Raw genomic sequence first — 20,773 nt, forward strand, 5'->3', positions numbered from 1 at the left:
CATGAAAGGATTTAGAATTTTAATTGTAGAAGATGATCCCATGATTGGTGATTTACTTCAAAAGATAATGCAACGAGAAGGCTATGAAGCCATATGGAAAACAGATGGCCGAGATATAATGAGGCTCATTCAGGAAGTAGATGTAGTCATTATGGATATTATGCTACCAGGAGAGGATGGCTATCAATTAAGCAAAAACATTAAACAATTAGGCTTAAATATACCCATCATTTTTCTATCAGCTCGTAGTGATATTGAAAGCAAGCTAGAAGGTTTAACAGTTGGAGAAGACTATTTGACAAAGCCGTTTGATCCACGAGAGCTATTGTTAAGAATCCAAAAAATGCTAGTGCAACAATATGGAACGTTTACGCAAATACAGCATTTATTCATTGACGGAGAGCATCGTAAAGTATTTCATCACCATCTTCAAAACGAAATTTCATTGACGGCTATAGAACGAAAAATTTTCTTTTATTTATTTGACAACCGTGACAGAGTTTTAACAAAGGACCACTTTTTTGATTATTTATGGCCGTTAGATGATCGCAACCATAATATTCTCAATGTCTACATGAAGAAGATTCGGACAAAGCTGGACGATTCAACAGGCATTATTTTACAAAATATATATGGAGAGGGGTATCGTCTAAATACCCATATAAAGAAATGACATTAAAAACTAAATATAGAACACTCTTGTTGGTAGCGATTGGGAGTGTGCCCATCGTATTATTAGGTATTAGTGTGTTCATGTCCATACTATATGACAAGGTTTTTAAAACGAAAAATAATGGCATCCCGTTCCATGAATCCTTTGCATATCCTGTTATGCTGCTTGCCTTTGTGCTGTCTTTAGGGATTCTTGCCTTACTATTTTCCACATCCATCCATTCATTATTGACTAGAATTACAATGCTCAATCAAACAATACGGGAACTAGCGAGTAATGAACGGATACCCGATACGTTAACGGTAAGCAGCGAGGATGAAATAGGGCAATTAATTCAATCGGTGAATCTTTTAATTGAGCGCACGACTTATCGGGAATTAGAGTTAGCTCAACAGCAGGAGCTCCAAAAAGAGCTGCTTCAAAAATTAAGACATGATATCCATACACCACTGACAGCGATACGTTTGCAATTGTTTTATTTAGAAGATCAACTACAAGAGCAACCAAAATTGGTGGAATCATTAAATGCACAAATTCACTATATCGCGAATTTAACGAATGAATTGCAATACCAGTCTTTTGATACGAGCGATAATGCCTTTGTCGTTCAGGAGGAAGTTCATCTAGCGTTTCTATTAGAAACGATGATCAAGAAATGGAGTTATTTATACCACATGCAAAATATTGCACTCCATTTTCATCCAATAGATGCAGAGGTAATTTGGACAAGTAATGAATTATGGTTACAACGTTTATTTGATAATGTCTTTCAAAATACATTAAAGCATGCCCAAGCATCTAAACTAGTGGTGACGATTAAAGAGGGAGAGGTATGGATGTGTGATGACGGCATCGGCTTTGATTCAGATATCGAACATAGTGGACTTGGACTGAAAATTATCCACGATATTGCTAGAACAATAAATATGGAAGCCTCTTTACAATCCAGCAAGGATGGTACGACCTTTCGCTTTACTCAGCCATAAAAAAACAACGGCATTTTTAGCCGTTGTTTTTTATTATGCCGATTTACGTTGTTGGAGTAAAAAGAGGGCAAGTCCTAGTAAAATGACCATTATGCCAATCCCTTGTTGAACGGAAATCATTTCATCTAAAATAAAATAAGCTAAAATACATGTGCCAATTGTTTCTCCTAAAATACTCATAGAGATGACGGTTGTACTTAACCATTTTAATAGCCAATTAAAGATCGTTTGCCCAAAAATGGTTGCAATCACAGCTAGTCCTAATAGGGACCACCATGTGGATGCGGGATAGTCGAAAAACGATTCCTGCATAAAGAGGGCGTAAATGGCTAAGAAGATTGAGCTACTGCCATATCCGATAATCGAATAGGTAATAAGTGATAAATCCTTCCGTACAGATTGCCCAATAAAAAAGTAGGCTGTAATAATGCCTGCTGCGATAAATGCCAGAATATCGCCATAAAGAGCCTGTCCACTAATTTGAAAATCCTGCCAGCCGATAATGAAACAGCCGATGATCGCTACCAAACAGCCAACAATAGCCCCTTTGGAAAAGCGCTCTTTAAATAAAAAATAGCTACCTATTAAAGAGAATAACGGCTGTAGCGTGACGATAACCGTTGAACTGGCCACGGATGTGTAGTTTAATGATTCGAACCATAAAACATAATGACAGGACAGAAATAGACCTGATAAAATGCCCAGTCCCCACTGTTTTTTAGACAGGTTAGCTAGCTCTTGTCGTAGTCCCTTTTGTGCTAATAAAAAGGGAAGGAGCACGAGCATTGCAAAAAATAGTCGATAAAAAGCCGTAATAGCCGGCGGGGCATCCGCAAGCTTAACAAAAATAGCTGATGTAGATAAAGCAAATACTGCCAAAAACAATGAGATGTAATAAAACATGATGTACTCCTATGTATTTAATAATATCAAACCTATTATAGTGCAGCTTGCGTGAATAATATAGGCTTTTTAAAATATTCGCATAAAGAGCAACCTGAGCTAATGATCACCCTGCTCATTCCTTTCAAGCAAGGATTCTATTACTTGCTTTAATTGCAGTATAGAAGACTGCTTATGGTTTTCCTTTTTATAAATAAAGACAGTCTCGATGACCTTGTTAAGTGTCTCCATTTCATAAAAATGCAGGTCAGGACAAGGGTAGAGTGCCAGTAACTTCGTATTTAACACTGCCAATGTATGCTCGATTTCTAGAAAATCAAGAATACTACTTACGGATTTAATTTCCTTCATTGTAAAAGGGACTTTCTTGTGAGTAAGCCATTCGGCTAATGCCTTCGAATACATACAGCCCTTACTTAAAACTAGGAGTGTCACAGGTGTTTGCCTGTCAAAATCGATGACATGTGCAGGGCTCGAGATGACTTCAAATGTTTCGGTTGTCATTAAATCATAGTGTAAATCGGCATAATGCTTTATTGGATTACTCGTTAATGCACAGTCTAATTCCGCCAGATGGACTTTGTGATTTAACGATGTACTCGATTCGACCGTGAAATCCACATCGATAGGACTATGACTAGTTTGTAGCGCATTCATGATAGACGCACCATATATTTTAATTGTCGTATGGGAGGTTCCAAATTGAATATGGGCTTGCGTGAATCCTACGGTATGTAAAAATGCCTCATATTGTTGGGCAACCTGCTTTAAAAATTGTAAATAGTGGTCACCTACCTCTGTTAGCTTTAAGCCCTGAGGTGTTCGTTTAAAGACTTCCTGTCCAATTTCACTTTCCATCTTCTTTACCTTCGAAGTTAAGGCCGACTGTGTATAGTTGGTGATTTCGGCTGATTTACTTAAATTTTGCCTTTCTAAAAGCTCAATTTTGATGGCAATTTCTTCAATGTTCATGTTATTCGTCACACACCTATTAAATTTTTTGATAGCCGCTATCATTTTCCTCCATTTTACGTAAGCAAGCTGTCAACGTAAACTCAAGATATCTAAATGTACCGTATAAATAGTGCGGTATATAGCTCTGGAGGGTTTATATGCATACATATTATAAATGGATCATTTTACTGGTGGCTACGCTTTCGCAAACAGCTTCCACCTTTGTCACATACGGGATGGGGCCAGTTGCTTCCTTTTATCAAATGGAATGGCACTTAACGTCATTCCAAACAGGATTAATTGTTTCTGCCGTGAATATTGGACCGATATTCTCGATGCTTTTCTTTGGCTATCTCATGGATAAAAAGGGAGAAAAACAAATTATTGGATGGGGCTCTATTTTTCTTGGCCTCTGTACGTTCCTCTTAATTCCTGTGAATCATTATACGACATTGCTAGTCGTATTAATAGTTGTTGGCTTTTGGTACGGTAGTGCTCAAACGGGAGGTAGTACGGCCATCGTGAAATGGTTTCCAGACAAGCATCGGGGTTTAGCAATCGGAATTCGCCAAACAGGTATTCCAATCGGTGGGGCTCTCGCTTCCTTCATTCTTACCTATTTATATCATCACTCCCATCTGACGGCTGTGCATGGGGCACAAGGTTTCGTAGCAATCGGTGGCGGTTTACTATTTTTATTGATGTATCAGGAGCCAAAACAGCAAAATACGGCAGCAGCACCAATACCGTTTAAAGAAAAGATGAAGGCTATTAAAGACAATCGAGCACTCTATCCGATTTTTTTTGTGGGCATTGTGATGATGTCCTTACAGATGATCCTCATCGCCCATTTGATGAGTTATTTACATCAGGAAGGCGGCTATTCTTTAACAGCAGCAGGGAAGTATTTGAGTTTGGTCTTGCTTGGAGGGATGGTAGGAAGAATTGGTCTTGCTTGGCTGAGTGACCGATACTTTGCTCAGAAGCGCGAGCACTTACTAATAATCGTTATGCTTGCCACATTTGTGATGGTCGCTTGTATGCCTGTTGTTTTACATGCTAATAGCATAATGATGTTATTTTGTGGTGTAATGGGCTTTTTCGCACTAGGCTGGTATTCCTTATATATAGCCAGTGTAACGGAGCAGTCTGATCCTCAATCTGTGGGACTGACTGTTAGTGCGGCTTTAACGATCAATCAATTCTTTATTGTTTTAGCTCCGTCTATCTACGGTTTACTCGTTACCATTCTTTCAAGTCATCAAATGGCCTTGGATATAGTAGCAATGATGGTCATTGTAGGAGCATTTTATTTATCGAGAACAACCAATCGTAGCTTCTCTTCTGAAAGTTCGGTAAAATAATGAAAAAATAGGAAATGAGGGTGTTGCGGATGAGTAGTTCAATTTGGATTCAGGCGGCAATTGAAAATGTGTGGCAAGCGATAACAGAGGAGCAATCCCTTTCACAATGGTATGCGCCAGGCTCTACTTGGGACATTCCTAAACTGGCTGAAGGGGAAATGATGACCTTTACTTTAATGCCTAATGACCATAATCAGCTAGCAGATCCACTGCCAATGCAGTTAACGATCCAGCAGGTCCAAAAACATGAGATTTTTTCATTTTACTTGGAAGTTCCAGAAACGGTAATCGCGATGTCTTTAGCAGAACAGGACAACGGCACAACGGTTAGCTTCAATATGCAGGGCTATGATGCGTCCCTTGCTAATTTAAAAGCATTGCTAGAGGGTGAGGATCTTCCACGCCAATCGTAGCTACTACGTCTCAGGTCTTAGATAAATTTCAAACGCAGGGTCGTATTTTCTATTATCCACTCCTATATAATGAAATTATTGGTAGAATATATAGCGGGAGGAAATTAAATTGAAAAAATTAGTTGGATTAGGTGTCGTGATGGGCACATCAGTATTCGTCTTGTCGGGGTGCTTTTCGTTTATGCCAAACAAAATGCAAGAAGAAACCATCTTAGTAGAAAAGGATAAAGCGAAGACGCTAGAAGTAGATATTGATTTAGGTGTCGGCGAAATGAATCTAACTGGTGGTGCCAAGGAGTGGGTTGAGGGCAAGGCGGACTATAATATTAAAAAGCTAGCCCCCCAAGTTACCTATGATGTAAGCGGCGATACAGGAGAAGTTGAAATTAAACATAAAGGCTCGACGAAGCTTGGCATCTCCAATATTAAAAACACATGGGCAATCCAATTAAATGATGATATTCCGATGGATTTGACGGTAGAAACAGGTGCTTCCTTAGCCAATCTTGATTTACAGGGACTGCAGCTAGAAAAACTAGATATAGAAGCGGGTGTCGGTGATCTCACAGTCAATTTAGGCGGTGATTGGAAAAAAAGCTTTAAAGCGAATATTGAAACTGGGGTAGGTCAAACGACGATTATTGTACCTTCAAAGGTTGGTGTCAAATTAACAACCGAAAAGGGCATAGGTTCATCCAATATCGAGGGTCTCATTTCAAAGGGCCAAGGTGTCTATGTCAATGAAGCATATGATAAGGCAGATGTTGTGCTGGACATCAAATCAGAAATCGGCGTTGGAGACATTACATTTAAATTAGATAAATAAAGAAAATGTGGGAGGCTACTAGTAAAGAAGTAGTCTCCTTTTTGTATGTAAAAAAATGATGCTAAGCATTTGCACATTAAGCTTGTAAGCTTGAGTAAGACAAATTTATGATATCGCACCATCTGGCGTTTACATTCTTTGAATTGGGCGCATATTTTATGTTAGTTTAAAGGAAGCAATTGTTTTGAAGGAGCGAGTCGTTTGAAAACCTATACATATAAACAGCCAATGGAAATAGATTCTACCGAGGTGGTCTCTATTTTAAATGAATCAGGAGAGACATCATCAACGGTTCAACGTGTTTATTCGAATGCTCTTAAAAAAGCATTCGATAAGACGATGGATTTTCGTTATTTTGTTCGTTTTGACGTCCATGATCATGCTGGCCAACCTTTATTTACTTGTAAAAAAGTATCTCGTCGTGGTCGCGTGCATTTTCGAGGCAAGGATTTAGTGACAGGGAAAGACTATATGATTGCCTATGATGGCTGGCAAATTATGATTCCTGATTTACTTATAACAGATGGAGAGCAGCAAATTAAGCTCAGCAAAGAAATGGAAGACTGGTCGATCTTTACATGGAATGAGGAGCCGATAGCGCGTTGGCAAGCGACTTTTTGCGAAACTCATTTTGACATTACACTAGAAATTGAAGACAACAGTCCTATACAGCATGAGGCCTTTTTTATTGCGATTGGACAGGCTGTATTATTTGTGGGAGCGTAACAGCAATAAAAATTTGGCATTATATGTCGCTGTGGTCAGTGGCATATGTAATTCGATTATGCTATAAATACAACAAGAAGGTAGCCTTAAATATGGCTACCTTCTATTATGATGAACGTGAAGAAAGGTTCTGATATGGTGCTAACTATTTTACCGGCTAAAGAAATATACTTGAAAGGGAATGAGCATGCAATATTGCTTTTACATTCCTTTACAAGCCATACAAGAGATATGAAGAAAGTGGCGACGAAGCTCCACGAAGAGGGCTATACCTGTTATGTACCTCTTTATAGAGGACACGGTCATAAGCCAGAACCGTTATTACAGTACAAAGTTGAGGACTGGTGGCAAGATGTGGTGAAGGCGCACCAATTTTTGCTGAATGAAGGCTATCAAAAAATTTCCGTTATTGGCTTATCCATTGGTGGTATTTTTACATTAAAGCTTGCCCAATTAGAAAAGCTAGAGCAAATCATTGTGTTATCGGTACCAATTGATAAGGAACCAGCACAGCTAAAACAAAGAATCATTGACTACGCTTATAATTTTAAACATATCGAGGGTAAATCAGAGCAGCAAATTACACATGAAATGAAGCCGTTTAACGATATGCCATTGGACGCGATGATTGGATTTCAGCGATTTATTAAAGAAACGATGCAACAGCTTGAGAAGATCACGATGCCAATTGCTATTTTCTACGGCAAAAGAGACGAGGACTTATACGAGCATAGTGCCGACACTATTTATCAGCGAGTTCATTCTATTCAGAAGCTTAAAAGAGGCTTTGAAAACTCCAAGCATTTAATGACATTAGGTCGGGAGCAAGATGAAATCCTTCAGGAAATCATGCAATTTTTAAAGTGAAGAACTGACGATCAAAGGGTATTGACTACCTATAAAAAATCGTGTTATCATTATCTCGAATTAGAGATATATTAATTCGAGATAATGATTTCGTCATAGTTCTTAAGACAAACACAAGCATGTTTTCGCAGTTGAACAAGTCTTCTTTTAAAAGCATAGCGGATAGGAGAATATTCGATGTTAAAGATCACAGGACACCATCATATTTCAATGATTACGAAAAATGCTCATGAAAATCATCAGTTTTACCATCATATTTTAGGACTTCGCCGCGTGAAAAAGACAGTTAACCAAGATGATCCCAGTATGTATCATTTATTTTACGGTGATTTGACAGGTAGTCCTGGTACAGGCTTAACATTTTTTGAATTAGCGCACGCCGGGCGTACACATCGCGGCGCTGATGCGATTACAAGAATTGGTTTACTCATTCCTTCTTTCGACAGCTTAATGTACTGGGAAAATCGATTGGATGAATTTCAGATGGAGCACAGCGAGATCACAACATATGGTGACACGGATGCGATCTATTTTGAGGACCCAGACGGTCTACGTCTAGTGTTATTAAATAATCAGGACAAGCCTATTCCACAAGAATGGACAAAGTGGCAAGATTCATCCGTAGAGATGGCTCATCAAATTTTAGGAATGGGCCCAGTGGAATTAACTGTAAGCTCTTTAGAGAATGCTGCGAAAACCATCGTACAATTATTTGGCTACAAAGAACGATCAAAAACTGAAACTGAAGCTGTTTTTCAAGTGGAGGAAGACCAATTGCAAGGACAGATTATCATTGTCGAGCAAGAGGGTCCTAAAGAAAAACCAGGAAGAGGTAGTGTTCACCATTTAGCTATCCGCGTGAACGATAAGGAAGAGCTTGAACAATGGGAACAGCGAATAAAAGACTTTGGTTTTCCTATTATAAAAAAAGCGGATCGATACTATTTTTCAAGTATTTATATGAAAGAAACACACGGCATAATAGTTGAACTAGCGACAGATGGACCAGGCTTTACCATGGATACGGCTGTGGAGGATTTAGGAACACATTTAGATTTACCACCATTTTTAGAAGAACGGCGGCAGGAAATTGAAGAAAAATTAACACCAATAGAATAATAATCTTACAATGAGGGACGTGTTAGGTATGGGGTACCGTGAATATAGAGGAGAAGAGATAACCGTTTATTTCGATAAGGACATGTGTCAACATGCGGCTGAATGTGTAAAGGGCTTGCCAGAGGTGTTTAATGTCAAAGCAAAGCCATGGATCGCACCAGATGAAGCAGCGGCCAAACATGTAGCAGAAGTTATCAATCGATGTCCAAGTGGCGCATTAAAATACAAAATTTAAAAGGAGCATTATGCCATGGAAATTAAACAAGGTAACCAATCCTTTTATATCGGAAACGAGGAAAATAGTGAGGCAGAGGTGCATTTCGTTCGTGTAGGGGAAAGTCGAATCATTCTCGATCATACACATGTAGGCGAGCATCTTAGAGGTCAAAATATTGGACAGCAATTAGTTAAAGCGGCTGTTGCCTATGCGAAAAAAGAAAAGTTACTAGTTATCCCATTATGTCCCTTCGCAAAAGCTGAGTTTGAAAAGCATCCTGAATACCAAGAAGTAGTAGGCTAAAATTATGTAGACGCACCCCAGCAAACCGGGGTGCGTTTTTATTTTTAATTAAACTAACAATCACTATCAATAAAATAAACATCAACATTAAAAATTGAAGATTTGACAAATCCTCACCTCACTTTTGTTGTATGTTAATTATACACAATAAATACATTTATTTCCTATCTAGCTACTTGCCAAGTAAAACAACCAATCTATCGCAAAGAAATACCGCTTTCTATTATATCTTGCTTATCACATTCACTTTACGATTGCTATTTTGAGTAAATTAATTAATTTGAACGATTTGGAAGGAATAGGACTAGTTAAAATAGAAGGTCCATAGAGTGACAAACATGAAGGAGTGATTGGATGCGATTAACAAAAGGAATTACTGGTTTTGATGCTGACCATTTAATCGAACAAGATGTGCGCATGTTTCAATCGATGGTGTACCATTTAGCAACAAGTGAACAGCGAGCGAAAGTACGACATTTTATCGATCGACCGCATTTTGTCTATATGCAAGCACTAGTGGAAATAGATGGGGAAATGGTGACCATTCTTCACCATCGCTGGATGCCGTATATTGCCTTTGCAAAATTGGATGAAGAGCTTAGCTTTGCCTTTTTATCGAGACCACAGCTACACAAATATTTTCCAATGCGAAAATGTTTGGAAGCAGCAACGCTAAATACGTTACTGGAAAAAGACCGAGCCTTGCATAGTTTATCTGCAATGGAGTGGAAGAACATTGCCTATTTCAAAAGTGAAACTATTGGTGACGTCATGTTTCATGCTTGGGATTGATTAGGGCAAATTACTCATGATGGAAGATGCTATAAAATACACAAAATTGACCAAGTTATTTCTGGAAATATAGCAAAAATTCCTAAAGCCACCAATCTTTCTTTGAAAATGGTAGATTACTTTTTATGGAATAGATTCGGAAAATAAGGGGTTTTTGCACATGTCATTCAAAACGATTAGTAGAAGAATTGTTTTTTCCTTTAGCATTGTTATTACGATCATGGCGTTATATATCGTGTACAACTATTTTGCTATTAAGCAAAGTAACCATGCAACAGAACAAATTGTTGAGCAAGAATTACAGCTATTAACGACAGATTACGGACAAGCGCAAACCATCGATGTAAGAATAGCTGCTGCTAGAGGCTATGTATTGTCTGGCGATGAAAAGTATAAAGCTATTTTTCAAGATAATGTAGCGCGTGCAGCGAGCAACGAAAAACAACGATTAGCCATGACAAGCTCTGAAGATTTCAGCAAACTTGCAGAAATGGCGAAGGAATGGAATCGCTATATTGAACAACAAGTATTTGCTGTTTATGATCAAGGTAATGCGGAGCTCGCGATTCAAAACATCACAAAAATGGATGCAACAGCCACAACCATTCGTGAAGGCTATGAAGGTTTAGCAGAGCAACGCAAGCAAGCGATCAATGAGGTAGGCGCTGACATGATAGTTGCTGGGGAGAATAAGCAGCTTATTGGCATCGTCGTAGGTATACTCATTTTTGTCATAGCGATTATTGTTGAGCTATTGAGTGCCCGCGGTATATCAAGACCTATTATGACATTAACGGAGCGAATGCAACGAATGACGAATGGGGATTTAAGCGGTCCTCCTTTAAAAATTCAATCGAAAGACGAAGTGGGCCAGCTAATGGAGGCAACCAATACGATGGCGGATATTTTGAATCGCTTATTGAAGCATATTCAAACGGTATCGAATGACGTAGCGGCCCATAGTGAGGAGCTATTGCAATCAACATCAGAAGTAAAGACGGGGACAGACCAAATCGCCCATACGATGACAGAAATTGCAAGTGGGACGGATGAGCTAGCCAGCCACACGACAGATGTTGCGACTTCCATGAATGACTTTGCAGGAAAAGTAACCTCTGTTCATCAAAGCAATAAAGACGTTCAGCACTATTCTCAGGATGTTATAGTTTTAACAAGGGAGGGACGGGACTTAATGTCCTCCTCTACTAAGCAGATGGGAGCCATTCAAGATATTGTGAAGGATGCAGTAGATCAGGTTGATGGATTAAGCAAGCAAACACAAGAAATCTCAAAGCTTGTCACGGTCATTCAAACCATTGCGGCACAAACAAATTTACTAGCATTGAACGCAGCAATTGAAGCAGCCAGAGCGGGGGAACAAGGCAAAGGATTTGCCGTAGTGGCCAATGAGGTCCGAAAATTAGCCAAGCAAGTGTCATATTCTGTGGAAGATATTACAGGTATCGTCCGTAACATTCAGGATGGTTCCAATAGAGTGACCGCTTCTCTTGAGCAGGGCTATAGTGAAGTGGAGAAAGGGGCATTGCAAATTACAACGACCAATGTAACGTTCCATCATATTGCCGACGCAATTGAGGCCATTGCTACAAATATTGAGGGGATGTCCTCTGGGCTAGATGATGTCGTTCACAATACTGTCACGATTAATAAGTCCATAGATGAAATGGCAGCTATTTCTGAGCAGTCAGCGGCAGGCATACAGGAGACCTCTGCCACAATTGAACAGTCCGCTAGCTCTATGGAAGAAATTAAACATAGTGCTGAGCATCTAGCAGAGATGGCCGAGCAATTAAATAGTTTAATACGCCGATTTAAACTGTAACGATTTGACCCGTTAATTTCAAACTTCCATCACATTTACGCTGTATACTAATGTATTGGAAGGTGGAATCATTTTGAGAAAATATTTACTTTTATTACTAATGAGTACTTTATTCATGGCACCTGCTGCCTACGCCCATACGATGGATAAAAGTACACTATTTACGGATGTCCCTGAAACAACTTCAACTATTAAGGACATAATGGTGTTACATAGTATTGGGCTCCTTGGGTATAATGGCAAAGATATGGCCTTAAACCCAACTGACAACTTATCACGCAAAGATTTTGCAAGCTGGGTAGGTGGCTTCTTTGGACTTGAAGGAGCAACAGTGGATGAATTAGCACAAGCAGCACAAAAAGAAGAATACATTTCTTCTTTAGAGGGCGACCTTACATACAAGGAAATAAATACAGCACTTTTTCATCATAAACTTGAAGTAGAGAACCCAGATGCGACAATGACGAAAGAGGAGTATATTACCTTCTTAACGGAACACCTAGATGTTGATATGGGCGGTCATACGCTTCTTCAAATGGGTGGCTTTGCCGAAGGTCCAACTGGCACTATTGAAGATGTCGTGACAGGTGATGAAACGGGCATTATCATCAACGGTAAAACGTATATGCTGTCAGGACACCCTCGCATTTTTGCAGAATCAACGGATGCTAAAAGCTGGGTAGGTCAACAGCTAGAACGTTCTATTTTTACGACAGCTGGAGATCACCATCATGGACATGATGACAATCAAGAAGGACATGGTGATCATGAAGAAGGTCATGGAGACGGCCATGATGCACCGGCATCCAATACAGCCACACTTCAATATGTGCAAATCAGCTCTGCTCAGGTAGCAGCAGATGACACGAAAGAAGTACAGTCTTCGAATGCCACACCAAGAGAAGAGCAGCAAACTGATGAAACAACATCATCTAACTCAAGCACAGTGTGGATCATTGCTATCCTAGTCGTGCTCGCGGCTATTTTTGCCTTTGTTTTTGTGAAAAGAAAAAAATAATTGAGAGTAATAAGAACCAACAAAGATGGAATCATCCTTTGTTGGTTTTTTTTTGATTCACCTCATATACGTATACATGGAGGCGTGTCAGGACGGCCATGAACCGTCATAAAATCTTCATTCCTCACAAACGAATACATGCATAATCCAGTAATTTTACACAAAATTGAATAACCACAAGCCTGTTCGGTATATAAATAGGATACGATCATTTTTAGGCTGAGGAGTGTGTAAATGGCAACGCTTGTAGTAAAGAGAAGTATTATGCATCGGTACCAAAGCATTGGGCAGGCAATTGAAGAGGCTATGCCTGGGGATATGATAGAAATTCGAGATGGTATTTATGAGGAGAGCTTGGATATTTCCAAGCGGCTGACATTGTATGGAGTTGGCAATGTTACAATTAAAGGTGGTGTTTTTATTCGCTACCAGACCCATGTAGATATGCGTAATTTACGTTTTCGCCAAGGGCAGGGACTTTATGTAAAAGGAGATTTACAGTTAGAAAATTGTATTATTGAGGAGCAATTGATTCGCACGCAGATTATGGTAAGCTATGGTAGTTTGCTGATGAAAAATTGTGCTGTGCTTGCTACACCGCTCAATCATTTTGGTCTACGTGTTGCTAATGGTTCCAGTGTTATTCTCGTTGATACAACACTTGAGCATCATGTGAAAGCTCAAATTATTGCGCAAAACTGCGAGATGACATTAAGCAATTGTCTGCTGCTCGAAGGGAAGAAACATGGTATTTTTGCGATTCGTCATGTGAAGATGGTCATGGAGGATTGTGAAGTTCATGGTCATGAAAAGGAGCAAATTGTAGCGGCGTCTAGTGAGCTGGCAATCACCAATTGCCTTATTCACCAAGGACAGGGGGTTGGTATACAGCTATTTGATGATACGTTTTTACGTATGGATGGCTGTGAAATCAAGAATCATCATGACACGAATATGATCGTCCACCGTAGTGAGGTAATGGTATCTGATTCTATATTTTCAGATGGCCAAGGACTCGGGCTGTACCTGGGAGAAAAAACAGAAGCTCAATTCTACGATTGTCAGTTTAATCGTCATGTGAAAGCACAAATGCTGATAGAGAATAGCAAGGCAGAGTTTCGCAAATGTCATGTACGTAATGGAATGGCTGTTGGTATGACCATCGTAGATGAAGCTGATGTTTCGATGACCGAATGTCAAATCCAAAACCATCAGCAATTTCATATCATTGTGGATGCAAGTGGGCTACAGCTCCATCAAACGATTATTCAATTTGGGCAATCAGGTGGTATTTATGGCAATGATCATGCCAAAATTATGCTTCACCATACAAACATTCGAGAGCTGGAAAAGCAACATGTATATTTGAACAATGCCCGTTTGTTTACACAGCATTGTACGTTTGAACAAATGAAAGGCAACGGGATTACATGTATCGATGCCATTTTTGAAGTAGCCAACAGCCATTTCAATGACTGTCAGGATAGCACGTATGCGATGATATGGTCTGATCGTTCAATGGGACGTATTGAACATTGTCAAGTAGGCGAAGCAGCACGCCCATTTTTAGCTTTGTCCAATCAATCTTTATTAGAAATACGTGATACAGATTTAAGTGCAGTGAAAGCTCCTGCGGTGGTACAGGAAAACAGTCAGTTATATGTGCAAAAGCATGTTCAGACAACAACTTGGCAACAAGACACGACATCAAGAGTATCACAAATAGAGAGGGTTCAAACAAATGATGAGAACCATATAAAAATGCTGAAAAATGATATTAAAAAAATAATTTAATAACCGATTATACAACTAAGACAAGTAGTTTCAATTTTGAAATTACTTTTTTTGCGGTAGGCATCAGAAGGTTTCAACTTTATATTTATGGGTAAAGTAATATGTTTGGGTTAAAAACGATGAGATAAATAGGCAGCGAAAACTCTATTATTCGACAAACTGACTGATTATTTTTATAATGGTATAGACAACTTCTTTTCAATTACTGCAATTTTCCAAAAAAAAAGAAGTAAAATGGTATATTTTCTTGTAAATGTTATTTTTTGAATAATAAAGTTTGGAATTGATGTAAAAAAAATATTAAGAAATTTTAGATAATAGATTGATTAGTTTCGGTGAATTAGCCTATAATTAGTAAAAATGGTTCATATATAAGATGATTATATGTTATTTGTGAAGTGTGTTTAATTTGTTTAAAATAATAATAAAAAAGGAGTGGGGGTGATAAGAGATGTTTGGGCTGACAAAAGAGGAAATTCTTTTAAAGTTAGAGGAAATTGAATTAGCAGAGAAGCATAAAAGTGCGATTGCTGATATCTTACATCTAAACAATATGCGAATAGAACAACAGCTTGCATTATTGATCCATTTAATTATCGATGAGCGCGAACGTAATATTTCTAACCATACATATTTAAATTAACCTATATATATAGATGCAAAAAATCACAAGTGCAGGATTCGAAGCACTTGTGATTTTTTTATCACATTTTTTATAATTTTTTTGTAAAACAAATGATTCGATTCGCTTCCGTAAAACCAAGCTGTAAATGTACTTGTAAACTTTCGGTATTGTCCCATTCACAATCGCTTGCAAATTCTGAGCATCCCATATGCTTGGCCCATTGTTCACAATGTGCTACAAGCTGTCTAGCATAGCCTTGCTGTCGATAGTTATCCATGACGAATAATCCTTCTAAATAGCCGACTGGACTAGAGTCCGTACCCTCTACATAATCTGTTCTCAGCTGACATTGGGCAAAGCCAATCGCCTTGTCATGGTCGTAGGCTAAGAAAATGACTGCATGGTCATCCTTCAATAAATGTGTCATGCTTTCAGTAAATTCCTCTACTGTATGACTAGGCCACAGCAATAAAGCTAATGTGGCAGCTGCCAGGGCATCCTGTTGCTCTGCTTGTTGAATCATTCAAAGTCCCTCCATCCTATTCATTCGAAAACGAAACAAAAATCATTTTTGCACGTACAAACTAGTAAGAGTTTCTGTCGTTGATGTGCTTTCTATTATTATATACAGGGTATACATGTAAAAAAAGGATAAAATCCACATCGATTTTGATGAGAGGGGAACCGATATGTCATTATTACAATCGTTAATTGAACAGGCAAAAAATCCAAAAGGATGGATGGGTTCATGGATGCTACGTATCATGAATATCACTCATCGTGGCATGAATAGCTGGTTTATCCGGCAAGGTGCCATCAATGATGGGGACCGTGTGTTAGATATTGGCTGTGGCGGAGGGAAAACACTCAGAAATTTATCGAAATTGAATCCCAATGGTATAATTTATGGGATCGATATTTCTGCACAAGCCGTAAAGGAATCCATCAAAATGAATGAAGCGAATGTCGCAAGTGGCAGTATGATTGTTAAGGAGGCAAGTGTGTCTCAAATACCATATGAGGACCAATTTTTTGATGCCATTACAGCTTTTCAAACCCATTATTTTTGGCCATCATTGGAACATGATGTTGGGGAAGTATGGAGGGTATTGAAAAATGGAGGAAAATTTATTGTCATCGCCGAGTACTACAAAATGAATTACCATATGGAGGCTTTCCAAACACCCGCAGCTATGAAAGAATTATTGAAACAAACCGGTTTCCAAACGGTATATATAAGTGAAAAAACAAGTAAAGGATGGCTATGTATTACGGCCATTAAATAATACATAAACGTGGGAGGTTATACGGTGAAAAGATGTTCATGGGTCAAGCTAGATCAGCCGTTATATGTAGATTACCATGATAAAGAATGGGGAGTACCCGTCTATGATGATCAGCATTTATTCGAGATGCTTTGTTTAGAGGGAGCACAGGCAGGACTTAGCTGGTGGACGATTTTACAAAAGCGAGAGGGCTATCGAGAGGCATTTGATCATTTCGATGCTAAAAAAATTATCCTTTATTCAGAGGACAAGCTTTTGGAATTACAGCAAGACACACGGATTGTGCGCAATAAATTAAAAATAGCTAGCGTTGTGACGAATGCGAAAGCATTTCTACAAATACAAGAAAAATATGACTCGTTTTCTGAATATATTTGGGGGTTTGTCGATCATCAACCAATCATAAATGAATGGCCATCTATGGCAGAGGTACCAGTGACAACAGATCGCAGTGATCGGATGAGTAAGCAATTGAAGAAGGACGGCTTTAAATTTGTGGGTAGTACGATTTGTTATTCATTTATGCAGGCTGTCGGTATGGTCAATGATCATATAACGGATTGCTGCTGTCGACAACAGGGGCTTGCGCATGAGCATTAAACATATCCAATCTCAGCTAGCCAAGCAAGCGACAATATTCCAGACGGGTGGCTTCCGTCCAACCCATGAGCTTTTAGAAAGTTGGATTGGCTATGTTGGATGGTCTTTACTAGAGGAGGATCGACCTTCCGATTTTCAACCGCTCGCTACATTATTTTTGAAAGATTTGCCCTATGTACCTCAAGCTTTACAGCCGTTTCAATTGGTAACTCTATTTGTCCATGAGAATATTTTCGATCATCTTATGGAGGATGATTTGAGCATCTATTTTGAAATAAGAGCCTACACCACCTTAGAAAACCTAGTACAGCGGGACTGGCAGCACGACCGTATTCGAGCCTTTCCTCTGCAGGTAGAGCATATTCACAATGATTATCCAGTATGGGATGGCGGGGGTATTCCTGCACAAATAGAAGAGGACATACTAAGATTGGAGCATGAAGACGGCCTTAATTATTTTGAAGACATCCTTGAAGAGATGTATCCGCAACACAAAATTGGCGGCTACCCGACCTTTTGTCAAAGTGGCTATGATTTTGGTGAAGATACACCTTTTGTCTTCCAAATTGCCTCAGATGCCAAGGCACAACTGAATATTGTGGATAATGGCAATTTTTATTTCTTTTATAATCCAACAGCACAGACATGGCGCGTCTATTGTGATTTTTATTAATATCGTTAACGCTTAGCCCTAAAATGGATTGTAATATCGATCATGTATTGAATGAAAAATAAACCTAGATACGCGCCTGTCAGTAGAAAAATGGGATTTAGGAAAACAGCATGAATCGTTGTCATAAAGACCACATCCTCCAGAATAATCTGCGTTATAGAAGTAGCGGCAATATAGCCAAAAAGAATGGCAGATACGACACCTAATGCATTGAAAACAAGGCGCATTTTATCACTTTTTTGCTGAAGATAGACCATGAGAGCAGGTATGACAATGATGGTAACTAGTATGAATACGTTCATCAACACACATCCTTTTTTCTCAGGATGCCCTTGTTAGCTGTTACATAAACCAAAGATATAGAGGAGGGGAATAAGGTGAGACGGCAAGAAGGGGAGATGAAAAAAGTAAAGAAGGTGAAGAAAATGGAGCACAAAACAGTCGTCAAGAATGGTATAGGCTTTGGTTCTGTTTTAGCGATCACAATTTCATGGAGTGTCCATCATTCCATCATATGGGCAATCATTCATGGCTGCTTTAGCTGGCTCTACGTTCTCTATTATGCATTTACTCGCTAAACTTTAAAGCATACCTATCAGCTAAGTATTTGTTTAATCCAAAAGTTTATGGGGTACAAACAAAGTAACGTTCATAAATATTGACTAACAAGCATAAATAACAAAGTGCTCTTTTTCAAGAGAACAAACTTCAGTATGAACGTAGAAGAAAGGTTGATAGCATGACACATCAAGTAACGGCATTAAGTAATGTGAATGGAAAAGCTACGGGAGTGGAAGGTATTTTACAAAATGTAGCATTTATTTTATCGACGTTTACGGTCTCTTGCCCGCAACGGGAATGGAGCATTCGGTCAGATATTCGTAAACTCTTCCAACGTATGAAAAAAATGAACACCAAACGTTTGATTGAGTGTATCCAGCGTTTTGAGCCGAGAGCAGTCGTAGTGGAAGTGGATTATTTGGGCGATGTGTACCGAGGCAAACTGGAGCCCATTGTCAAAGTAATTATTAATGAATAAGACTATAAATTCTGCCAGGATTTAACCTGGCAGAAGATCAAATAAATAGTCTGTTTACATATATCTGAAAATATCAATTCCAGAATTCTTTAAGCAATTGTGCTTCTTCGTATGACAATAATTTGTTGGCAATCTATGATAATCGGAGATGCTCCTACATCTGCTACTTCTAAGAATGTAGCACAGCATGTTTTAGGATCTAGGCTAATGAAAAAGACATCAGCTAAGCTAAAACCACCTACTAACACGACGTCTACAAGTGTGCCAATAGGCAGGCATTTTAATTGATGGCAAATACAGCCTTTACATTCGTTTTTGGAACAGCAATCTTTCTCAGGGCATTTTTCATCTTTGTGTTCGCATTTACACGTATGCTTACATTTTTTCTCACAGCATTTTTTCGATTCGTCTTTTTGTTGACCCCAGTTCATATAATGATTAAATCTACAATCTTGCATCTTTTAATCTCCCTTATGGTTAATTTTTAGTATTGGTCGCGCAACCCTTACACCTCTAATCTATGAACAAATCAAATAGAGTTCTTGGTAATTTGCCCTTTGAATAGAAAAATGGAAACTTTGTCGTACATAACTAACCGTTTTTAGGGGGTAATACTAGATTTCTGCCTGTTAATATGAAGGTGAAAGGGAGCGAGTGTATGAAGAGAATACTACAAGGTTTCTTTTTACTGATGTTCGCTATAGTAGTGATATCATGGCTGATTGTAGAAAAACAGCCTTCACCAATAGCCGTAAGTTTCTCTCCTTCTCCGACCTATGCGGAAGAGTTTAGTGAAAAATTACAAGAGACTAATTTTACACAAAAGATCATACAAGCGGTACGAAAGGCAGGATATTCACCAGATAGTACGGTAGGCTATATGGTAGATTTTCCTAACCATCAAATCATCACCATCCAATTACACGATGGTAATGAAATAGAAAAAAGCACAGAAAGTGAGATTCAAACGATTATCCATGAGCTGGCCAAAGAAGAGAATATGGGAGCATTTATAGTGAATGTTCAGCTATTAGAAACAAAATAAGGAAAGCGGGAGACACATATTGCATGTGTCTCTTTTGCATAGAGGGGGCATGTTATAATGGAATGTAGAGGTGAAGGTCTATGAAAATATTAGTTTTGGGTGCAACAGGACGTGTGGGAAGACAAATTGTTGAGTTCGCGTTAAAAGATCAACTCGAAGTAACGACATTTGTCCGTGATCCCCATAAATTACAGCTAGACAATAAGAACTTACATATCTTTCAGGGAAATGTCTTAAATAAGAAAGATCTCGAACAGGCTATGGTGAATGTGGATGTAGTAGTAAGTGCATTAAATACAGATGGGAATGATACTTTATCTACTAGTATTTCGCTCATACTTGAGGTGATGGAGCAACAAAAGATAAAGAGAATTATTACGATTGGCACTGCGGGTATTTTACAAAGTCGAGTGTCACCTACGATTCTTCGATATCAATCAACGGAATCCAAACGTAAATCTACGTTTGCTGCTAAGGAGCATCAGTACGTTTTTGAACAATTACGCGTTTCCAATGTCGATTGGACGATTGTTTGTCCAACCTATTTACCAGATGGATCATTTACAGGAACCTATCGAGTGGAGCGCAATTTTTTACCTGAAGGCGGTAGTGAAATATCAGTAGCCGATACAGCCTACTTTGCCTACCAACAAATCTTCAGTAAGGAATTCGTTAAAAGTCGAGTAGGGATCGCCTATTAAAAGGAG

Annotated in this window: 27 protein-coding genes; 22 read left to right on the forward strand and 5 right to left on the reverse strand. The window is 38.8% G+C overall.

The window, feature by feature from the left end; translation table 11 throughout:
- The first annotated feature begins 1 nt into the window (after nt 1).
- Nucleotides 2-673 (forward strand): response regulator transcription factor, encoded by a 672-nt coding sequence (locus tag C9J29_RS07760; RefSeq protein WP_089984770.1) that lies wholly within the window; start codon nt 2-4, stop codon nt 671-673.
- Entirely contained in the window at nt 670-1,659 is a 990-nt protein-coding gene (locus C9J29_RS07765; protein WP_089984767.1) for a sensor histidine kinase, read from the forward strand. The genes C9J29_RS07760 and C9J29_RS07765 overlap by 4 nt, the downstream gene beginning before the upstream one ends.
- 33 nt (nt 1,660-1,692) lie before the next feature.
- Here the strand turns inward: C9J29_RS07765 and C9J29_RS07770 are convergent, their stop codons facing one another.
- Both C9J29_RS07770 and C9J29_RS07775 read right to left on the reverse strand, forming a co-directional pair.
- Entirely contained in the window at nt 1,693-2,562 is an 870-nt protein-coding gene (locus tag C9J29_RS07770; RefSeq protein ID WP_043990654.1) for a DMT family transporter, read from the reverse strand.
- 99 nt (nt 2,563-2,661) lie between these two features.
- Nucleotides 2,662-3,534 carry a LysR family transcriptional regulator gene (locus C9J29_RS07775; protein WP_090003189.1) on the reverse strand — a complete coding sequence of 291 codons (873 nt, stop codon included), beginning with the start codon at nt 3,532-3,534 and terminating at the stop codon, nt 2,662-2,664.
- A 140-nt stretch (nt 3,535-3,674) separates the two neighbouring features.
- Between C9J29_RS07775 and C9J29_RS07780 the strand changes: the two genes are divergently transcribed.
- The 13 genes from C9J29_RS07780 (at nt 3,675) to C9J29_RS07840 (ending at nt 15,441) form a co-directional block, all read left to right on the forward strand.
- Nucleotides 3,675-4,880 carry an MFS transporter gene (locus C9J29_RS07780; RefSeq protein ID WP_090003179.1) on the forward strand — a complete coding sequence of 402 codons (1,206 nt, stop codon included), beginning with the start codon at nt 3,675-3,677 and terminating at the stop codon, nt 4,878-4,880.
- Between the two features lie 29 nt (nt 4,881-4,909).
- Nucleotides 4,910-5,293: an SRPBCC domain-containing protein gene (locus C9J29_RS07785; RefSeq protein WP_008179824.1), complete on the forward strand. Its 384-nt coding sequence runs from the start codon at nt 4,910-4,912 to the stop codon at nt 5,291-5,293.
- Between the two features lie 109 nt (nt 5,294-5,402).
- A complete protein-coding gene (locus C9J29_RS07790) occupies nt 5,403-6,119 on the forward strand; it encodes a toast rack family protein (protein WP_036125356.1) in 717 nt (238 codons plus the stop codon).
- 201 nt (nt 6,120-6,320) lie between these two features.
- Nucleotides 6,321-6,845, forward strand: a complete 525-nt coding sequence (locus tag C9J29_RS07795) for a tubby C-terminal domain-like protein (RefSeq protein WP_008179821.1) — start codon at nt 6,321-6,323, stop codon at nt 6,843-6,845.
- A gap of 108 nt (nt 6,846-6,953) precedes the next feature.
- A complete protein-coding gene (locus C9J29_RS07800; RefSeq protein WP_107921895.1) occupies nt 6,954-7,712 on the forward strand; it encodes an alpha/beta hydrolase in 759 nt (252 codons plus the stop codon).
- A gap of 177 nt (nt 7,713-7,889) precedes the next feature.
- Nucleotides 7,890-8,831 (forward strand): VOC family protein, encoded by a 942-nt coding sequence (locus tag C9J29_RS07805; RefSeq protein WP_107921896.1) that lies wholly within the window; start codon nt 7,890-7,892, stop codon nt 8,829-8,831.
- A gap of 28 nt (nt 8,832-8,859) precedes the next feature.
- On the forward strand, nt 8,860-9,066 hold the full coding sequence (locus C9J29_RS07810) for a (4Fe-4S)-binding protein (protein WP_237068774.1): 207 nt from the start codon (nt 8,860-8,862) through the stop codon (nt 9,064-9,066).
- Between the two features lie 15 nt (nt 9,067-9,081).
- Nucleotides 9,082-9,351 carry a GNAT family N-acetyltransferase gene (locus tag C9J29_RS07815; RefSeq protein WP_089984755.1) on the forward strand — a complete coding sequence of 90 codons (270 nt, stop codon included), beginning with the start codon at nt 9,082-9,084 and terminating at the stop codon, nt 9,349-9,351.
- 354 nt (nt 9,352-9,705) lie between these two features.
- Nucleotides 9,706-10,143 (forward strand): hypothetical protein, encoded by a 438-nt coding sequence (locus C9J29_RS07820; RefSeq protein WP_089984752.1) that lies wholly within the window; start codon nt 9,706-9,708, stop codon nt 10,141-10,143.
- Nucleotides 10,144-10,303: 160 nt separating this feature from the next.
- On the forward strand, nt 10,304-11,986 hold the full coding sequence (locus tag C9J29_RS07825; RefSeq protein WP_107921897.1) for a methyl-accepting chemotaxis protein: 1,683 nt from the start codon (nt 10,304-10,306) through the stop codon (nt 11,984-11,986).
- A gap of 73 nt (nt 11,987-12,059) precedes the next feature.
- Nucleotides 12,060-13,004 (forward strand): hypothetical protein, encoded by a 945-nt coding sequence (locus C9J29_RS07830; RefSeq protein ID WP_090003184.1) that lies wholly within the window; start codon nt 12,060-12,062, stop codon nt 13,002-13,004.
- Between the two features lie 234 nt (nt 13,005-13,238).
- Nucleotides 13,239-14,798 (forward strand): right-handed parallel beta-helix repeat-containing protein, encoded by a 1,560-nt coding sequence (locus tag C9J29_RS07835; RefSeq protein ID WP_107921898.1) that lies wholly within the window; start codon nt 13,239-13,241, stop codon nt 14,796-14,798.
- Nucleotides 14,799-15,249: 451 nt separating this feature from the next.
- Nucleotides 15,250-15,441 carry a hypothetical protein gene (locus tag C9J29_RS07840; RefSeq protein WP_008179801.1) on the forward strand — a complete coding sequence of 64 codons (192 nt, stop codon included), beginning with the start codon at nt 15,250-15,252 and terminating at the stop codon, nt 15,439-15,441.
- A 70-nt stretch (nt 15,442-15,511) separates the two neighbouring features.
- On the opposite strand, the gene aac(6') is transcribed toward C9J29_RS07840, so the two are convergent.
- Complete coding sequence (gene aac(6') / locus C9J29_RS07845; protein ID WP_107921899.1) at nt 15,512-15,946, reverse strand: aminoglycoside 6'-N-acetyltransferase; 435 nt, start codon at nt 15,944-15,946, stop codon at nt 15,512-15,514.
- 166 nt (nt 15,947-16,112) lie between these two features.
- On the opposite strand from aac(6'), the gene C9J29_RS07850 reads away from it, so the two are divergent.
- Genes C9J29_RS07850 through C9J29_RS07860 form a run of 3 tightly spaced genes read left to right on the forward strand, consistent with a single transcriptional unit; the run spans nt 16,113 to nt 17,982 of the window.
- Nucleotides 16,113-16,709: a class I SAM-dependent methyltransferase gene (locus tag C9J29_RS07850; RefSeq protein ID WP_008179795.1), complete on the forward strand. Its 597-nt coding sequence runs from the start codon at nt 16,113-16,115 to the stop codon at nt 16,707-16,709.
- Between the two features lie 24 nt (nt 16,710-16,733).
- A complete protein-coding gene (locus tag C9J29_RS07855; RefSeq protein ID WP_090001701.1) occupies nt 16,734-17,309 on the forward strand; it encodes a DNA-3-methyladenine glycosylase I in 576 nt (191 codons plus the stop codon).
- Complete coding sequence (locus C9J29_RS07860) at nt 17,299-17,982, forward strand: DUF1963 domain-containing protein (RefSeq protein ID WP_090001699.1); 684 nt, start codon at nt 17,299-17,301, stop codon at nt 17,980-17,982. Before C9J29_RS07855 ends, C9J29_RS07860 begins: the two co-directional genes overlap by 11 nt.
- 5 nt (nt 17,983-17,987) lie before the next feature.
- Here the strand turns inward: C9J29_RS07860 and C9J29_RS07865 are convergent, their stop codons facing one another.
- Nucleotides 17,988-18,284, reverse strand: a complete 297-nt coding sequence (locus C9J29_RS07865; RefSeq protein WP_107921900.1) for a transposase — start codon at nt 18,282-18,284, stop codon at nt 17,988-17,990.
- 75 nt (nt 18,285-18,359) lie between these two features.
- Here C9J29_RS07865 and C9J29_RS07870 point away from each other — a divergent pair, with 75 nt between their 5' ends.
- The gene (locus C9J29_RS07870; RefSeq protein WP_043990650.1) at nt 18,360-18,560 is read left to right on the forward strand and encodes a hypothetical protein; all 201 of its coding nucleotides are present in this window, start codon (nt 18,360-18,362) and stop codon (nt 18,558-18,560) included.
- A gap of 161 nt (nt 18,561-18,721) precedes the next feature.
- Complete coding sequence (locus tag C9J29_RS07875) at nt 18,722-19,021, forward strand: hypothetical protein (protein WP_008179784.1); 300 nt, start codon at nt 18,722-18,724, stop codon at nt 19,019-19,021.
- Nucleotides 19,022-19,110: 89 nt separating this feature from the next.
- Here the strand turns inward: C9J29_RS07875 and C9J29_RS07880 are convergent, their stop codons facing one another.
- On the reverse strand, nt 19,111-19,479 hold the full coding sequence (locus tag C9J29_RS07880) for a hypothetical protein (RefSeq protein ID WP_008179782.1): 369 nt from the start codon (nt 19,477-19,479) through the stop codon (nt 19,111-19,113).
- 200 nt (nt 19,480-19,679) lie between these two features.
- On the opposite strand from C9J29_RS07880, the gene C9J29_RS07885 reads away from it, so the two are divergent.
- Both C9J29_RS07885 and C9J29_RS07890 read left to right on the forward strand, forming a co-directional pair.
- A complete protein-coding gene (locus C9J29_RS07885) occupies nt 19,680-20,066 on the forward strand; it encodes a hypothetical protein (protein ID WP_107922011.1) in 387 nt (128 codons plus the stop codon).
- 80 nt (nt 20,067-20,146) lie between these two features.
- Nucleotides 20,147-20,767, forward strand: a complete 621-nt coding sequence (locus C9J29_RS07890; protein ID WP_008179778.1) for an NAD(P)-dependent oxidoreductase — start codon at nt 20,147-20,149, stop codon at nt 20,765-20,767.
- Nucleotides 20,768-20,773 lie beyond the last annotated feature (6 nt).

This window comes from Lysinibacillus fusiformis, from assembly GCF_003049525.1.
Taxonomy (GTDB): domain Bacteria; phylum Bacillota; class Bacilli; order Bacillales_A; family Planococcaceae; genus Lysinibacillus; species Lysinibacillus fusiformis.

Coding starts and splice junctions, on each gene's coding strand:
- C9J29_RS07820 (WP_089984752.1), top strand. CDS start 9,706: ATGCGATTAACAAAAGGAATTACTGGTTTTGATGCTGACCATTTAATC.
- C9J29_RS07775 (WP_090003189.1), bottom strand. CDS start 3,534: ATGAACATTGAAGAAATTGCCATCAAAATTGAGCTTTTAGAAAGGCAA.
- C9J29_RS07880 (WP_008179782.1), bottom strand. CDS start 19,479: ATGCAAGATTGTAGATTTAATCATTATATGAACTGGGGTCAACAAAAA.
- C9J29_RS07810 (WP_237068774.1), top strand. CDS start 8,860: ATGGGGTACCGTGAATATAGAGGAGAAGAGATAACCGTTTATTTCGAT.
- C9J29_RS07860 (WP_090001699.1), top strand. CDS start 17,299: ATGAGCATTAAACATATCCAATCTCAGCTAGCCAAGCAAGCGACAATA.
- C9J29_RS07825 (WP_107921897.1), top strand. CDS start 10,304: ATGTCATTCAAAACGATTAGTAGAAGAATTGTTTTTTCCTTTAGCATT.
- C9J29_RS07885 (WP_107922011.1), top strand. CDS start 19,680: ATGAAGAGAATACTACAAGGTTTCTTTTTACTGATGTTCGCTATAGTA.
- C9J29_RS07875 (WP_008179784.1), top strand. CDS start 18,722: ATGACACATCAAGTAACGGCATTAAGTAATGTGAATGGAAAAGCTACG.
- C9J29_RS07770 (WP_043990654.1), bottom strand. CDS start 2,562: ATGTTTTATTACATCTCATTGTTTTTGGCAGTATTTGCTTTATCTACA.
- C9J29_RS07835 (WP_107921898.1), top strand. CDS start 13,239: ATGGCAACGCTTGTAGTAAAGAGAAGTATTATGCATCGGTACCAAAGC.
- C9J29_RS07840 (WP_008179801.1), top strand. CDS start 15,250: ATGTTTGGGCTGACAAAAGAGGAAATTCTTTTAAAGTTAGAGGAAATT.
- C9J29_RS07765 (WP_089984767.1), top strand. CDS start 670: ATGACATTAAAAACTAAATATAGAACACTCTTGTTGGTAGCGATTGGG.
- C9J29_RS07760 (WP_089984770.1), top strand. CDS start 2: ATGAAAGGATTTAGAATTTTAATTGTAGAAGATGATCCCATGATTGGT.
- C9J29_RS07850 (WP_008179795.1), top strand. CDS start 16,113: ATGTCATTATTACAATCGTTAATTGAACAGGCAAAAAATCCAAAAGGA.
- C9J29_RS07800 (WP_107921895.1), top strand. CDS start 6,954: ATGATGAACGTGAAGAAAGGTTCTGATATGGTGCTAACTATTTTACCG.
- C9J29_RS07815 (WP_089984755.1), top strand. CDS start 9,082: ATGGAAATTAAACAAGGTAACCAATCCTTTTATATCGGAAACGAGGAA.
- C9J29_RS07865 (WP_107921900.1), bottom strand. CDS start 18,284: ATGAACGTATTCATACTAGTTACCATCATTGTCATACCTGCTCTCATG.
- C9J29_RS07785 (WP_008179824.1), top strand. CDS start 4,910: ATGAGTAGTTCAATTTGGATTCAGGCGGCAATTGAAAATGTGTGGCAA.
- C9J29_RS07780 (WP_090003179.1), top strand. CDS start 3,675: ATGCATACATATTATAAATGGATCATTTTACTGGTGGCTACGCTTTCG.
- C9J29_RS07805 (WP_107921896.1), top strand. CDS start 7,890: ATGTTAAAGATCACAGGACACCATCATATTTCAATGATTACGAAAAAT.
- C9J29_RS07890 (WP_008179778.1), top strand. CDS start 20,147: ATGAAAATATTAGTTTTGGGTGCAACAGGACGTGTGGGAAGACAAATT.